Raw genomic sequence first — 13,717 nt, 5'->3', positions numbered from 1 at the left:
GTTCTAATATGATTAAAACCAAATGAGAGGAAAAATTATGGATAATCGTATTGTTCAAAACCCCAGTTTTTTTGATGGTGTTAAAGCTTGTATCCCCACAATTATGGGGTATTTAGGAATTGGTATCGCGATGGGAATCGTCGGAAAATCCGCTCATCTTGCTATTTGGCAGATTTTTTTGATGTCTACTGTCGTTTATGCGGGAAGTGCGCAATTTATTTTATGCGGGTTGCTTTTACTAAGTGCGCCTATTTTATCGATCGTCTTTACTATTTTTCTTGTTAATTTACGGCATTTGCTTATGAGTCTTTCTGTTGCCCACTATTTTAAAGATGATTCACTCATAAATGGTATTGCTATTGGAACATTGTTGACTGATGAGTCCTACGGCGTACTGATGTCCACGCTTGCACAAGAAAAAAAGGTCAATAGTTCGTGGATGCACGGATTGAATCTTACAGCTTACCTTATTTGGATTCTTTCTACCGTTATCGGTGCACTGTTAGGAAATTTTATTCCTGATCCTACTATTTTTGGATTTGATTTTGCATTGACTGCGATGTTTCTTGGATTGTTTTTGTTCCAAGTGCAATTACCCTTAAAAAGGCAAAAAAATAAAACATGGACCATTTTGGCAGTAACGATCATCAGCCTCTTTCTTTTGATGCGTTTTGTTTCTGCTGAACTTTCTGTTATTTTGTCGACATTACTAGGCTGCTTATCGGGGGTGTTGATACGTGATGAATAATAATTATTACTTACTAACTTTGTTAGGATGTGCATTGGTCACTTGGGTACCACGTGTACTGCCCTTCGTTTTAACAAAAGCGCTCACTTTGCCGCCAACTTTCCAAAAATTTTTAAGTTATTTACCAATGACGATTTTGACAGCGCTATTGTTTCAAAGTTTACTGAATTTCCAAACAGGTCATTTCCCTACATTGCGTTTTCCAGAAATTTTTGCGTGTATTCCTGCATTGATTGTTGGTATTCGTACAAATGACCTCATGAAAATCGTATTAACAGGTGTTCTTGGAATGGCGCTTTTGCGGTTGCTTTAAATTACACCCGTTATAGAGCTTATTTCTGGTTTTACTAGAATAGCTGATGTAATATATAACAAATAATAGAAAAAGGAGTAATTCTCATGAAAAAGATTGCTGGATATTTCTTTCAAAAGCCCTTGGTGTTGGATGACAAAAAACCTTTCGAAATTCTGCTCCCAACGGATAGTTTGTATGACGGAAGTGACGTAGTTCTAGAGTCGAATCAGCAGGTGCTATGTGAAATTGGAAAAAAATATGATTATTCTACTGATAAACTTCATAGTTTTTTTGTTATTTCAGAAATTTCAGACGTTGAAAATTAGGGTACAGAAAACGAGTTTATGGTATGTTAAATTTTGGTGTTCACTAAAACAATAATTTTTATCATGAAAACATTGATGTTCTTTTTTATGATTTCATGGTAACTCTTAAGAGACAAAGTTATAGCTGCTTATGCGGGTAGGATACTTTGTCTTTTTTTGTGTGCTCAATCCCTTGCATGCTTTTATTTAAAGCATATTTTTTTACTTCCAGTCCAAAATAATGATAGGTTAAAATTAATAATTACGAGCCACTTAAGATTTTAATATTCTAGGAGGAAGAAGGAATGATAAAGAAACTGTTATTTTTAGGAATGCTATTTGTAGCTTTAAGCGGCTGCGGGAACGAAGACTCAGCGACTGTTTCAGAGTTGTCTGGCACAAGAGAATCTGATGGACAAGAAGCAGAAGTCATTGCAGAAAATTTAGCTATTCCTTGGTCGATTGAACGTCACAATGAAGCTTTTTATATTAGTGAACGAGGAGGAACGATTGCAAAAATCTCTGATGGTGAGGTGGAACGTCAATCCGTTTCTTTGGAACGTCCCCTATCCTCTGCTTCTGAAGCGGGACTTTTGGGTTTTGTGCTCTATCCTGATTTCTCAGAATCACAAAAAGGCATTGCCTATTATACGTATGAAGACAACGGGAATCGGCTGAACAGAATTGTAGAATTGACCTTAGCAAATGACGGATGGCAAGAAACAGCAGTTTTATTAGATGGTATTCCTAGCGGGAGTACGCATCACGGCGGAAGAATTAAAATTGGCCCGGATAAAAAGATATACGCGACAACTGGTGATGCCTCTCAGCCCGACTTAGCGCAAGACAGAGATTCTTTAGCTGGAAAAATTCTACGTCTAAATTTCGATGGGTCTATTCCCGACGATAATCCCTTTTCTAATTCCTATTTTTATAGTTATGGCCATCGAAACGCACAAGGATTAACTTGGTCTTCTGATGAGACGATGTATGCAAGCGAGCATGGGGCAAGCGCGAATGATGAGATCAATAGAATCAGAGAAGGCAGGAATTATGGCTGGCCTGACATTGAAGGCGCAGAAGAGCGTGACGGAATGGAGTCCCCGCTTTTCACCTCTGGAAATAGTCAGACCTGGGCTCCTTCAGGAATGGCTTATAAGGATGAAGCCCTTTACGTAGCAGGGCTACGCGGAACTGCTATTTTACGTTTTGATCTAGACTCGGAGGAAGAAAAGCAAGTTGTCAAGGGATTTGGCCGCATAAGAGATGTCTTCATCGATGGAAATACCCTCTATTTTGTAACAAATAATCATGATGGTCGCGGGTCTCCAGACAATCAAGACGATCGTCTGGTCAAGGTATCGTTGTCCTCACTTGATTAACATCACTAGATTAAGCAGGCAGTTTTCTCGCAAAAAAGATCTTGATGAAGGCTCTCATCAAGATTTTTTTTAGTATCATTATTTTATTGTCCGTACCAGCCAATTCCTTCATTGCGCCAGCCGTGTTTAATCAAATTATCTCGCTCGCTTTGAAGCAACGTGTAATGATGTGCGCCTGCTTTTGCATTTGGATTATACAGGCGATACAGTGGCTTGCTGCCACCTGAATACCAGCTTACTCCTTCATAACGCCAACCGACTTTTACTAAATGATTCTTTTCGGAGACAATCGGTGTGTAATGATGGTCTCCTGCATTCGGGTTATAGAGACGATAAACAGGTGTACCGCTCTTTGGCGCCTGCCAACCGATTCCTTCGTAACGCCATCCTGCTTTTCTAACGTTGTCTCGTTCACCTGTACTGGCCGTATAAAAATGCTCCCCACTGTTTGGATTGTACAAACGATACATTGCATTGGTTTGTACAGGTGCTGGCGTCGAACCGCCACCGTTGTTTCCACCAGAGTCATACTGGGTTAACTTATAGGTCTCAATGACATTATTTAGAGTAGAACCATAATTTGGCGCAGTTGCGTAGCGTCCCGTTAACCAGGCAGTCGCATCTTTGTACAATTTAGTATTACTTTTCCAAGCACCAGAATAATAATAATTGCCTGCTGAGAACGATGTAGTTTTCAAAATAGTTACATTATCGCCCAAAGACTCCTTGAATGAAGGGTATTTTCTAAATTTGGCGTTGATCTGATACCAGCCATTTTTTTCACTATATTCCCATGTTGGCATGGTTACTGATTGACCGTTGTACATTCCTTTTATACCGAAGAGATTGTGGTTAGGCGATCTGGAAAGGTCGCTTCCTCCCCAGCCACTTTCAACGATTGCTTGCGCGATCATTACAGAAGCGTAGAGATTATTTGAACTTGCTAAAGACTTTGCTGAAGGCGCTACTTGGTTTATAAACGCCTGTTGTGTATTTACAGCTGAACGCGCTGCTCGAAAAGCGGGTGGCGCTAAAGTGAAATCTTCGAATCGAATAGGATGATGAAATTGTAAATTTCCTAATTCATCAAATTCCTGCTCATCCACTGATTCATTTTCTTCACTCGCCTGCGGCTGCTCACTCGAACTGGCTTCGGTTGTTTCTGAATCGACTGTTTCGTTCGTTTTTTCTGTTGAAGTTGTCTCCGTTGTTTCCTCTGAGACCTTCGATGATTCAACCATCGATGAACTTTCTGTTTTATTGGTTGAATCCGTCGTTTCTTCTCCGTAGGCCACACCTGTTGATAGGCCTATACTTCCTAATAACATCACACTACATAGTAGTTTTTTATAATCCATGTCATCCCCCTCTAGCAACTATTAAAAAACGGTTACAATTAATATCTTTCTTATTTCCCCTCTATATAAACTAACAAATATTAATCACAAAGTAAAATTTTTTAGTTGGATTCTAACGATTAAAAAACGTGATATTCCCGGCTTTTTTCAAATGTTTCCATTTTTTTTAAAATAAAGAAAGAATTATTAGGGATTAACAACGTGATTATTCTTATGTTCAGTATTTCTCGATGAGAAAGGATTTCCTCATTAATTAAAATTAGTAATTCTCATTTTTTTGTTATTTGTCGAGGGCGCTGATTTTGATATAATGGCCTTCAGGAGGGAAACTTATGGATATTGGCAATGCCGTTTCAGGGATCATTTATTTAATTTTCATTGTGATGACTATCATTTATTTTTATTTGTTTAAAAAAGATCGCGTATTGATCCATTTATACTTTTCCCTGATCCCGACTTTTTTATCTATCTACTTACTCATGAACTACCACCATTATCAACCTGTTGAGGGCGCATGGGCGCTTGCTCTTTTGATGCTAATATCGCTTCTCGCTTTTATGCTCTATTGGATGATCTATTCTTTTTTGAATCACAAACACTGACAGGGTGGACGAACATTCACAATAATCCACTATTCTTTTAGTCGTTGTATGCTATAATAAATCTTGTTTATTCCAACCTATTCAAAGGAGCTTTGTTATGGCGCTTTTATTGACATTACTATTCGATCTTCTGATGATCGTCCTATTCTTATTCCGAATGGTTAGAGGAGATCAAATTACGTTTATCGTAAGCATCGTTTTACAAGGATTGTTATTCATTGATTTGCTTGCGATCGTACTGTTACGTCCCGCGAAACAAGAAATTACAGATACTGTAGGCGTAGAAACAACTCGTCGACAATCTCGCAAGTCTACAAAACCCGCACGTGGCGGTGTCTTAACTAAACTTTCTTGCATTGTTGCTTTGTTGTTATTAGCCTATTATATCTATTCGGTTGTTTACTTATTTATTTAATAATCAGCCCCTCGACTTTTTAATGGTGCAAATGATTTTAAAAAGGTATGCCCTCAGATTGCGGCATACCTTTTTCTTTCTATTTATAAAACTAAACTTTGCAGATGAGACAAGATACTGAAATAAACCTGGGGCTTTCTTATAATTTTTTTTTATTTAAAACGAGCGTACTCAACAATAAAAATATCAGAGAAAGTAAAAATGCTAGTACCATTGCTGGTACATACTTCTCAAAAGCTGGACCCTGCTGTAAAAACAGAAGATTTTGCGTCACCAATGAGATTGGATTGTACTTTTTAAGATTGTCAAAGAGACTCAACAATAGGAGTAAAACGACCCCTCCACCCGTCACTAGCAAGCCCTCATAGCTATTACGAGCAATGGTAGAAGAAAAAAGAATCAAACTCATTAGGAAAACTCCAAAAAGCCACACAGGAAAGACAGCCTGAAAAAGATGAGAACTTTTACTATCGTCAAAGTAATAGTTGGTATACCCCCAGGTCACTAGAAAGGCTACAAGAAAGCTAATGCTCCATTGAAATAGCAGATTCACTATTTTTCCACCAATGATCGCCCCTCTTCTGAGCCCCTTCGTAACAAGATTAATCAGCGTTCCTTTGCTCACTTCATTACTGACTGTTCCGCTAAATATCAATGCCACTACAATCAAACCAATTTGATTAACATTCTTAAAAAATTGCGTCCAAGAATCAAGTGAAGTAGGTTCAGGAATTGTCTTAGCCATCGCCTCACCCACTGTCAGTTTAACAATCTCAGGAGTTAGTTTAGCCAATAAGGGATTCATTAGCCCAAAAATCAAAAATATCAGAATTACGATCGCAGAACGATAAGTCCGCCAACTTTCAACAATTTCTTTTTTAGTAAAAAAGTATAAATTCTTCACTTTATCACCTCCAAAAAAATCGTTTCTAACGACGGATCTATTTTCTTGATTATTTTCGGGAAGACTTGCGCGTCTTCGAATTGTTTAAAAAGCAGCGGTGCGATTTTTTCGTAGGGCTGTATATATTCTAAAAGGTATTGGTTTTTTTGTGGGTTAAAAGAGTAGCCTTTCAATTGCTGCTGAATTTTTAATCGTTCGAGTTTTTCCGTAAAGTCTTGCAACTCTATATTTTGTTTGAATTCGATTTCAATTTGTTTTTTTGCGTATTGCTGCTTCAGTTCTGCTAAAGACCCACTGAGCACCAACTGCCCTTGATCCAAGATTCCCACGTGATCGCATATACGTTCGACATCATTCAGGATATGGGTAGAAAATACGATTGTTGTGTGCCCTTTTAATGTTGCTAACATCTCTAAAAAATCATTTCGTCCACCTGGATCCAAGGCTGAAGTAGGCTCGTCGCAAATTAATAGCTCTGGATCATTCAATAAAGCCTGTGCGATTCCTAAACGTTGTTTCATACCACGGGAGTATCCCTTAATTTTCTTTTTATCTTCTTTCAAACCTACCAAGGATAATAACTCGGAAACTTTCGTCAACAACTGTTTTTTTTTCATCCCAGTAAGTTGCCCGCAGAAAGTTAAATACTCTTTACCAGACATATAGTCGTAAAATTCTGGCACGTCAGGTAAGTAACCCGTATAACGATTCGTTTCATTGTCCCCAAAAGTAACCGGAGTTCCTTTAATAAGAATTTCTCCGCTGCTTTTTTCCTCTAAGCCGAGGATCATTCTCATTGTGGTTGTCTTTCCAGCGCCATTTTCTCCTACGAACCCAAAAATTGAACCCTTTGGAACATGGAGATCTAACTTATTTAAGACATATTTTGACCCATACTTTTTTGAGACTTGATGCAGTTCCAAAATATTCATAAATCATCCCCTCTTCCAAATACAAAATAGAAGACTGGACCAATAATCTGAAAAACGATCACGATCAATAACCACACTGCTTTGTTCCCGAATCGATAGTTAGGATGTTTTAGTACATGCCAAACTGCTGTGATCATTAAAAGTAATTCAAGAAGCACGAATGGCAATAGAATCGGTAAATTTTCTCTGAAAAAATCTAAATTATTCATTTTTTGAATGCTCCTTCTTTATGGCACGTAATTCACTATAAATATTCTGCAATTTCTCTTGCTCCTTGAATTGACTAAAGACGGGATTATCGATGATTGCATCAGTCAAACTCTCTTGAACTTTCATAGAATCTCTGGGGAGTTGCGTCCCAATTTCTGATTGATCTAGCCATTCATTGATTTGATCAAAATAGGCATCCCCGTGCAAGACAACAGGGAATTCTGTCTCCTTCATGACCTCGAGAAAAGCCCCTAATAGTTGCAAAGCGGCTTCTTCATTGCCCATTTTCGCATAGCCGAAAACAGCAGATAGTTGAAAATTCATCAATGAGACTGGATGCAGCGAGCTGAATCGAAAAATCTTTGCAAATTGACTTCCCCGTGAGACTGTTTCAGTAAATTTTTTAGGATCATCAGTCAGTAACTGCAAGTAATTCGTGAAAAAGCTCATGAACAATGCTGCATATTGATAAATTCCACTTTGCAACGTTTCAACTGCTTGACTTGCCTCTCCCTTTTGTTGCTGAGCAGCCGCGATCAAGCTTTCCACCGGAAACAACATAGGCGCACGATCTCCAAGCATGGATAAAACCTTGTCGAATTCTTGTAGTACAAGCGCGGTATAGGCTTCATATTTTAAAGCTTGCGTAATTAATTCAGGATCTTTTGATTGTGTTCGAACATGAATGAATAATTTTTGAGCTTCTTTGGTGTATGTCGGAAGTTTTTCTTCACCTGGCAGCAAGTCTGCATGATTCAATAGAAACATGCCCATCTGTAAGACGAATGGATAGCACGAATAGTACCTTCGTATCAATCTATGAATGAGAAGTAACATCTCATCCGGTTCTTTTGTATTTAATCCATCCTTTAATGTGGCATATATTCGCTGTATTTCATGATTCTCCAGTTGTGGCTGATAGGCTAAAAGCGAATCTATTGTCATGTCGAAATAGGCAGCTAAGAGCGGTAACAGTGAAATATCTGGATATGTTTGCCCCGTTTCCCACTTTGAAACAGAAGCTTTTGATACCCCTACAAAATTTGCCAATTCTTGCTGCGTTATCTTTTTTTCTTTGCGTTTTTCTGAGATGATCTTTCCTATACTCATTTCCATTCTACTCTCCCCTTTCATACCAATTTTAAAATGAGTACTAAAAGAAAACAATGGAGTTATTGTTAACTTATACGCTAAAAAATCAACCAATGGGAAACAAAAAGACCAGAGCAGCCGCTCTGGTCTTTAGAATGCCTAATCATTTTTATACTCTGAACTCAGTCGATTCAATTTTTTACTGATTTTCTTTGGTAGATATGCGAGAAGCGCTAAAAGAATTCCTGCGATAGATAATTCTACCAGTAAAGTTCCAGATATTCCTTTTGAAGCAATCTCTGATGCCATAAAAGCATAAATAAAACTAGCAGGCATCATTGTCAAAAAAGAAATTATGCTGAATTTACGAATACTCATTGGTGTCATCGCATAGGCATAGCTTTGAATGGCAAAAGGAAAAACTGGGACTAGTCGGGTAAAAATCAAAAAGGCGATGCCATTTTCTTGAACGCCTTTTTCTATTTTTTGAAAAGTAGGATCTGTTCCAAAGCGTTGCAAAATGTATTCTCTTGCAACATATTTTCCTATAATAAATGAAATGCTTGCACCCAATGAAGCACCAATAATGGTCAAGCATCCACCTACAAAGCCACCATATGCTAGGCCCCCTACAATCGCTAAGAATTGTCCTGGCAAAAGAAATACTGCTACAAGAACTGACAGTAAGATAAAGAGCACATATCCCCACCAACCAAGGCTTTCCAGATACGCTCTAAGACTTTCAATATCTGTCAGCAAACTCACTAAACCAAACTGATAGCCTAGAAAGATCACAAAAAGAACCAATAAAATAAATAGTATAATTTTTTTCAACGGTGCTCCTTTCCACTCTAGCATTTTGTGAACGCCATTTATCATAAAATACTTGCTTATTTCAATAAGCCTGCAAGCATTCGTTGAATAACTATATGATTAAATTCCGTTAAGTCGAGAATGCTTTTCGGCATTTTTACTATATAGGAGGATTGTTCAGCTAATGAGATCCTTCCAATTGTAAGATCAGGTTGTGTCGCTGATAAGCAATATTTTTCATGACTAAACAACTCCGGGCATTCTAGATAAACGGCAGTGGTCATGTCCCAGTTACAAAACCCTGAGAAACCAAACATTTGCTCATTCCAATTGATCCATTTTTCTAATGTCTCGCTTACCCATTCTAAGGCTCCTTGTTCTATCTGACTTTCTGCAGTTTTTATGAATTTACTCAGATCCTTTTTTGAAAAAAAGGCTTGAGCAGTCATGTGCCCATTCATGATAGTGATCTTCGCCTGACTAAGTAGTACCTTCTTCGCTGCTGCGGCATCACAAGAAAAATTCAGCTCCGAGACAGGACGCTGATTGACTACTAAAGGCTCCGTCGTCCCGCCCATCAAAACAATTTCTTGTACTTTCATAAAAAATTCAGGGTCGATCATGCTAGCCTCTAATATATTTGTCAATGCTCCTGTTGCGAGGATTGTCACCTCGTGAGGGTATTTGTTGATCATCTCTACTAAAAAATCTGCTTGATTCTTTGAATGATAGTTAAAATGAATCCCCACTTTTTCTTGAAGTGCTTTCGTCATCTGGACGACCTCTTCAAGCGTTCCATTTCCAAAGGTCAGAGTCACTCCAAGAAGATCTATTTCTGCTGCACCTAGTAAATAAAAGAGTGTCAACCCATCATCGACGTCGTGATTTTCTAAGCCAAAGGTATTGTCACAGTCAAAAATTATTTTTCTCAATCCAATACACCTCTATTATTCTCCAACCATTGACAGAAGTAAAAATTTTCATCGTTTAGGTCGTGTTGAATTTCTTTTAAATCATCTGGAAAGTCGATATCTTTGATAGCAGGCAGTAAAGTCACCTCGTAATCTGCTAAATTCTTCAATGTTTCACCTAGCACGTGCTTTTCCCCCCAAGGGATTTTCTTCTCGAAAATACGAGATAACTCGATATGTTTGTTACAACCAACCAAATAATACCCGCCGTCCGGTGACGGACCAAAAGTGATATCCGTCATTTGCTCAAATGCAGATTTGATCGTATTACTATTCAAATTAGGAATGTCGCTACCAGTCAATACAACTTTCTCATACCCTTTAGTAAAAAGAGACGTCATTGCATGGTCCATTCGCTGTCCAATCGTTTTACCCTTTTGCCGGAAAGGATTAAATGCCTTGGGCAAATCTATCAATAGTTGCGAAGGATCCCCCTCATCTGAATAAGCAAGGAATAGATCTATCCCTTGTTCTTTTAAATCTTCAAACTTCACAAAGTAATCTAAAAGAATAGCGTGCTGCATCTCACAGGCCTCTTCTCCACTAAGTACACTCTGCAGTCGAGTTTTAACTTTATTTGGAACCGGAACGCGAGTAAACAAAACATACGCATTTTTATTCAAACACTTGCTCCTTTAACGCATGACGTAAAAACTGCTCGTCAAGATAGCTGGATACTTTATCAAAAATTTCCTGATTTTTCAGTTTTTTAGTGTCCTTTTGATAACTATCATAAGCCATTGCTGACCAAGAGAGCGCACGGAGCATTAAGTATGGATGGTAAATTTTAAGCGCCTCCTCGAATTGTGTGCGGTCAAAGTCTGTTTCAACCAAATATCGCGTGAAAAATTCTTTCTTCTCCTCTTGCTTCAGGATTAAGTTGCTTCGCCATAGAGTCGTCGTTGATGCTAAGAATTGTGAAATATCTTGAACTGGATGGCTAATCACCGGCTTTTCGCAGTCAATGAGAAAACCCTTTTCGCCAATAATAAAATTGTGGGAGTTTACCTCCGTATTATTGATACACCAATGATCCAAGTCGATGAAAAAGTCTTGTTGGTGAGTATTGTTTTCACACCAATTCAATGCTTTCACTAATTGCTTTTTGGCTGTTAATGGAACAACATCGCTTTTGAGGACTGGTTCCAATAATTTCTGACATTCTGTCACACGCGCGGATAGTATCGTTCCCTTTTCCTCTACAAAGATCTTTTCAGCATCCTCATCAATTGGTTGTTTATGAATATTCCCAAAAATACGTGCAGCTTCTTTTAAATCCTCGCGATAATTTAACGGCTTTCCATTTAAAAACTCCATAATCAGCAATCCTTGCGAAAAAAATTGACAGGTATCATCTACATAAAACACGTTTGGCGTTCTTCCAGATCTTTCAAGCCATTTTAATGCACGGTATTCATAACGTATCTGGTTATCTAATTGCAGTTGACTTCCATAATTCAAGCGAAAGACGTAACTGCTTGTTCCATCAGAAATAAGAAAATTCTGATTGTATTCACCTTGTGCTAAAAACGCAACGGTGAATGCTGATTTCAGTTGAAGTTGCTCAACAAGACACGTTTCGTTTAAGTAGTCCTTAATTTTTTCTAACATCGCTGCTCCTTGTTATTTGTAGTATCGTTGCGCCAATTTTTCAGGTGACATTCCTAGTAAATAGAGTAATTTTATTTTATGCATTTTTAGATGCGTCCGAATTTTTCCTTTGCGAAATTTCCGACTAGAGGTAGTTAATTTAACAGGCAATGGATAAAAAAGCCCAAATTTTTTTAGGTTTCGACTCAATCGCCAATCCTCCATTAACGCGATTGATTCAAAACCGCCAGCTTTCTCATAGTTCTCTCTCGTGGTAAACAATCCCTGATCTCCAAAAATGAGTCCGAGATAACGAGCCCGTAAATTAGATGAAAAGGACAGATAGTGATAGAACCGCTCCTTTGAATCAAAAGCAAGTTTAAAAAAACCAGCACTGTATTGTTCATTGTTTAATGCTGCCTGTATTTGTTCTAAAATAGAGTAAGTCGTTTCCAACCTACTGTCACCGTGCAGAAACCATAAAATTTCTCCTCCGCTCTTCTCAGCACCCAATTTTAACTGCGCACCACGGTTCGCTTCTTTCAGCTGATAAACGGTTGCATAGCATTTGGCTACCTCACATGTCTGATCTTGACTGCCCCCATCAACAACAATGATTTCATAAGAAATAGAACTCCTCAATTGTGTTAACTGTCGTAGCAAATGTGAAATATTCTTTTCTTCATTCAATGTCGGAATAATAATTGAAATCATAGCCGCATTACCGTTAACGTTTCAGAAAAAGTTAAATAAACTTCTTCTCCAGCAGTGACTTTTTCTGAAAGATTGGTCAATGTGCATTCTGTGTTTCCAATCTCAAGTAAAACTTGTTGACCGTTAGGAGTCCACTCACACCTTTTAACAAATGCTAGAGCCCCACTGTTTTGAATCGAAGTTTCCATTCCGATCGGAATAAAGAGTAACGATTCCCCTTGTATATTCCTTGGGTTGTGCACTCTTAACTCAACGTTTTCAGCTTGGAAAATATCCTTTTGGGCTACCCCTCGGATAAGATTGGTTTCTCCAATGGCTTCAGCTACAAGACGACCGGCCGGGTGGTAATAAATTTCTTTAGGCTCATCAATTTGATGGATTTCACCCTTCAATAGAATCACCATACGATCTGCCAGTTGAAAGGCCTCGTCACGATCATGAGTGACTAAAATAATACTAAACTGATACGTTTCTTGCAGTCTTCTTAAATATTCCCGCATAGTTATTTTCAACTGTTGATCTAAGTTGGCAAAGGGCTCATCCAATAACAACAGTTTAGGTTCAAGTACAACCGCCCGTGCCAATGCTACTCGCTGTTTTTGCCCACCTGATAGTTGATCAGGATACTGTTTTTCTAATCCTGTCAGGTCAAACACTTCAATGATTTTTTCGACCTTTTCTGCTATTTTATCTTTAGCGAATTTACGTACCTTCAACCCAAAAGAGATATTCTCTACGACTGTCATGTGAGGAAATAGCCAAAAATCTTGAAAAACTAATAACGTTTTATCTTGCGTGAAGTCATCCGTAAACGCTATTTTTCCTTTTGAAACAGGTTGAATTCCTGCAATCATTTTGAGCAAACTAGTTTTCCCTGACCCTGACGGTCCAAAAAGCGCAACTATTTCCCCAGCCTTCACCTCGAAAGACACGTCACGTATTATTTCCTTTTTTCCGTAATTTAACTGTATATTTTTAACGCTCAGTCCCATACGTGACTCCTCCAATTGCCTTTTTTAAAATAAATACACCTAGCATCGTACATAACAAAAATACTACACTGTACATGGACGCTAATCCAAAACGGCCGTTATTCGCGTAAGGAAGAAGCAATAATGGCAGAGTGATGATTTTTCCTCCGCCAATAAAAAAAGTCGGTAAATATTGGCTAAAAGAAACAATAAATACTAAACTGGCAGCAGTCGTTAATCCAGGTCTCATTAACGGCCAGGTGATAGACCAAAAAATCGTCCAAGGTTTAGCACCTAAACTTTCCGCAGTCAATTGATACCCTTCCCCTAATTGACGATAACTCTCAAGCAAAATCTGCATTGCATAAGGCAAACAAAAATATGTATGAATCAAAATGATCCCAAAAAAAGTTCC

At 38.2% G+C, this 13,717-nt stretch carries 18 protein-coding genes; 6 read left to right on the top strand and 12 right to left on the bottom strand.

The window, feature by feature from the left end:
- Positions 1 to 37 precede the first annotated feature (37 nt).
- The 4 genes from A5868_RS07785 (at position 38) to A5868_RS07770 (ending at position 2,730) form a co-directional block, all read left to right on the top strand.
- Complete coding sequence (locus tag A5868_RS07785; RefSeq protein ID WP_010780858.1) at positions 38 to 748, top strand: AzlC family ABC transporter permease; 711 nt, start codon at positions 38 to 40, stop codon at positions 746 to 748.
- A complete protein-coding gene (locus A5868_RS07780; RefSeq protein WP_086303884.1) occupies positions 741 to 1,061 on the top strand; it encodes an AzlD domain-containing protein in 321 nt (106 codons plus the stop codon). The genes A5868_RS07785 and A5868_RS07780 overlap by 8 nt, the downstream gene beginning before the upstream one ends.
- 86 nt (positions 1,062 to 1,147) lie before the next feature.
- Positions 1,148 to 1,369 (top strand): hypothetical protein, encoded by a 222-nt coding sequence (locus A5868_RS07775; protein ID WP_010780860.1) that lies wholly within the window; start codon positions 1,148 to 1,150, stop codon positions 1,367 to 1,369.
- A gap of 284 nt (positions 1,370 to 1,653) precedes the next feature.
- Positions 1,654 to 2,730: a PQQ-dependent sugar dehydrogenase gene (locus tag A5868_RS07770; RefSeq protein ID WP_176281298.1), complete on the top strand. Its 1,077-nt coding sequence runs from the start codon at positions 1,654 to 1,656 to the stop codon at positions 2,728 to 2,730.
- An 83-nt stretch (positions 2,731 to 2,813) separates the two neighbouring features.
- On the opposite strand, the gene A5868_RS07765 is transcribed toward A5868_RS07770, so the two are convergent.
- Complete coding sequence (locus A5868_RS07765; RefSeq protein WP_086303899.1) at positions 2,814 to 4,088, bottom strand: glycoside hydrolase family 73 protein; 1,275 nt, start codon at positions 4,086 to 4,088, stop codon at positions 2,814 to 2,816.
- A 332-nt stretch (positions 4,089 to 4,420) separates the two neighbouring features.
- Here A5868_RS07765 and A5868_RS07760 point away from each other — a divergent pair, with 332 nt between their 5' ends.
- Together A5868_RS07760 and A5868_RS07755 are read left to right on the top strand one after the other, a co-directional pair.
- Entirely contained in the window at positions 4,421 to 4,690 is a 270-nt protein-coding gene (locus A5868_RS07760; protein WP_086303888.1) for a hypothetical protein, read from the top strand.
- Positions 4,691 to 4,787: 97 nt separating this feature from the next.
- The gene (locus A5868_RS07755; protein WP_086303890.1) at positions 4,788 to 5,105 is read left to right on the top strand and encodes a hypothetical protein; all 318 of its coding nucleotides are present in this window, start codon (positions 4,788 to 4,790) and stop codon (positions 5,103 to 5,105) included.
- A gap of 139 nt (positions 5,106 to 5,244) precedes the next feature.
- Here the strand turns inward: A5868_RS07755 and A5868_RS07750 are convergent, their stop codons facing one another.
- The 11 genes from A5868_RS07750 to A5868_RS07700 form a co-directional block, all read right to left on the bottom strand.
- Positions 5,245 to 6,009: an ABC transporter permease gene (locus A5868_RS07750; RefSeq protein WP_086303892.1), complete on the bottom strand. Its 765-nt coding sequence runs from the start codon at positions 6,007 to 6,009 to the stop codon at positions 5,245 to 5,247.
- Positions 6,006 to 6,941, bottom strand: coding sequence for an ABC transporter ATP-binding protein (locus tag A5868_RS07745; protein ID WP_087654140.1), 936 nt, complete (start codon positions 6,939 to 6,941; stop codon positions 6,006 to 6,008). The genes A5868_RS07750 and A5868_RS07745 overlap by 4 nt, the downstream gene beginning before the upstream one ends.
- The gene (locus A5868_RS07740; protein WP_010780867.1) at positions 6,938 to 7,150 is read right to left on the bottom strand and encodes a PLD nuclease N-terminal domain-containing protein; all 213 of its coding nucleotides are present in this window, start codon (positions 7,148 to 7,150) and stop codon (positions 6,938 to 6,940) included. The genes A5868_RS07745 and A5868_RS07740 overlap by 4 nt, the downstream gene beginning before the upstream one ends.
- Positions 7,143 to 8,267 carry a helix-turn-helix domain-containing protein gene (locus A5868_RS07735; RefSeq protein ID WP_086303909.1) on the bottom strand — a complete coding sequence of 375 codons (1,125 nt, stop codon included), beginning with the start codon at positions 8,265 to 8,267 and terminating at the stop codon, positions 7,143 to 7,145. The genes A5868_RS07740 and A5868_RS07735 overlap by 8 nt, the downstream gene beginning before the upstream one ends.
- A 135-nt stretch (positions 8,268 to 8,402) precedes the next feature.
- Positions 8,403 to 9,077: a TVP38/TMEM64 family protein gene (locus A5868_RS07730; RefSeq protein ID WP_086304448.1), complete on the bottom strand. Its 675-nt coding sequence runs from the start codon at positions 9,075 to 9,077 to the stop codon at positions 8,403 to 8,405.
- Between the two features lie 56 nt (positions 9,078 to 9,133).
- Positions 9,134 to 9,988, bottom strand: coding sequence for a nucleoside hydrolase (locus A5868_RS07725; RefSeq protein ID WP_086303911.1), 855 nt, complete (start codon positions 9,986 to 9,988; stop codon positions 9,134 to 9,136).
- Complete coding sequence (locus A5868_RS07720) at positions 9,985 to 10,650, bottom strand: TIGR04282 family arsenosugar biosynthesis glycosyltransferase (RefSeq protein WP_086303913.1); 666 nt, start codon at positions 10,648 to 10,650, stop codon at positions 9,985 to 9,987. Before A5868_RS07720 ends, A5868_RS07725 begins: the two co-directional genes overlap by 4 nt.
- A complete protein-coding gene (locus A5868_RS07715; RefSeq protein ID WP_086303915.1) occupies positions 10,643 to 11,638 on the bottom strand; it encodes an aminoglycoside phosphotransferase family protein in 996 nt (331 codons plus the stop codon). The genes A5868_RS07720 and A5868_RS07715 overlap by 8 nt, the downstream gene beginning before the upstream one ends.
- Before the next feature lie 12 nt (positions 11,639 to 11,650).
- Complete coding sequence (locus A5868_RS07710; RefSeq protein WP_086303917.1) at positions 11,651 to 12,331, bottom strand: TIGR04283 family arsenosugar biosynthesis glycosyltransferase; 681 nt, start codon at positions 12,329 to 12,331, stop codon at positions 11,651 to 11,653.
- Entirely contained in the window at positions 12,328 to 13,323 is a 996-nt protein-coding gene (locus A5868_RS07705) for an ABC transporter ATP-binding protein (RefSeq protein WP_086303919.1), read from the bottom strand. Before A5868_RS07705 ends, A5868_RS07710 begins: the two co-directional genes overlap by 4 nt.
- The coding region (locus A5868_RS07700; protein ID WP_140404351.1) for an ABC transporter permease subunit at positions 13,307 to 13,717 on the bottom strand (411 nt) is incomplete at its 5' end. The genes A5868_RS07700 and A5868_RS07705, both read right to left, overlap by 17 nt.

Origin of the sequence: Enterococcus sp. 12F9_DIV0723 (genome assembly GCF_002174375.1) — a bacterium.
Lineage (GTDB): Bacteria > Bacillota > Bacilli > Lactobacillales > Enterococcaceae > Enterococcus_A > Enterococcus_A gilvus.
The sequence above is the reverse complement of the archived record's forward strand: the minus strand, read 5'-3'. Positions and strand labels throughout refer to the sequence as shown.